We start from the raw sequence: 1,043 nt of genomic DNA, 5'->3' as shown, positions 1-1,043 counted from the left end.
ACTTGGACATAGCTGGTTCTCCGCGAAATCTATTTAGGTAGAGCGTCCGACGAATTCCTTAGGGGGTAGAGCACTGGATGGTTGCGGGCTGCGCGAGCGGTACCAATACTAACCAAACTCCGAATACCTAAGAGAACTATCGGGCAGACACACGGCGGGTGCTAACGTCCGTCGTGAAAAGGGAAACAACCCTAACCATCATCTAAGGCCCCCAAGTACTGGCTAAGTGGGAAACGATGTGGGATTGCTTTGACAATCAGGAGGTTGGCTTAGAAGCAGCCATCCTTTAAAGAAAGCGTAACAGCTCACTGATCAAGCGATCCTGCGCGGAAAATGTAACGGGGCTCAAGCCAGTCGCCGAAGATATGGGTTTGCACTTTGTGCAAGCGGTAGCGGAGCGTTCCGTAAGCCGGTGAAGGTCAGGCGTGAGCCTGGCTGGAGGTATCGGAAGTGAGAATGCTGACATGAGTAACGATAAGAGTGTGAGAGACACTCTCGCCGAAAGACCAAGGGTTCCTGCGTAAAGCTAATCTGCGCAGGGTTAGTCGGCCCCTAAGGCGAGGCTGAAAAGCGTAGTCGATGGGAAGCAGGTAAATATTCCTGCACCAGCTGGAAGTGACGGATGGCATAACTTGTACGGGCTTATTGGATTGTCCGTGCAGGGGCGTCGTCCCAGGAAATAACTCCAGCAGAGACCGTACCCGAAACCGACACAGGTGGTCAGGTAGAGCATACCAAGGCGTTTGAGAGAACTGTGCTGAAGGAACTCGGCAAATTGCACGCGTAACTTCGGAATAAGCGTGACTCACCCTGGGCAACCAGGACTGAGTGGCACAAGCCAGGGGGTAGCGACTGTTTAGCAAAAACACAGGGCTCTGCGAAGCAGCAATGCGACGTATAGGGTCTGACGCCTGCCCGGTGCCTGAAGGTTAAAGGGAGGAGTGAAAGCTCCGAACTGAAGCCCAGGTAAACGGCGGCCGTAACTATAACGGTCCTAAGGTAGCGAAATTCCTTGTCGGGTAAGTTCCGACCTGCACGAATGG

1 rRNA gene is annotated in these 1,043 nt (G+C 53.4%); it reads left to right on the top strand.

Features of this window, described 5'->3' with window-relative positions:
* Nucleotides 1-1,043: ribosomal RNA gene (locus tag ACT6VE_RS34830) — 23S ribosomal RNA — on the top strand; the annotation flags it as partial.

Source organism: Shinella sp. (assembly GCF_052438155.1).
GTDB lineage: Bacteria > Pseudomonadota > Alphaproteobacteria > Rhizobiales > Rhizobiaceae > Shinella.
Note: the sequence above shows the minus strand (reverse complement) of the source record. Positions and strands in the feature narration are given on the sequence as shown.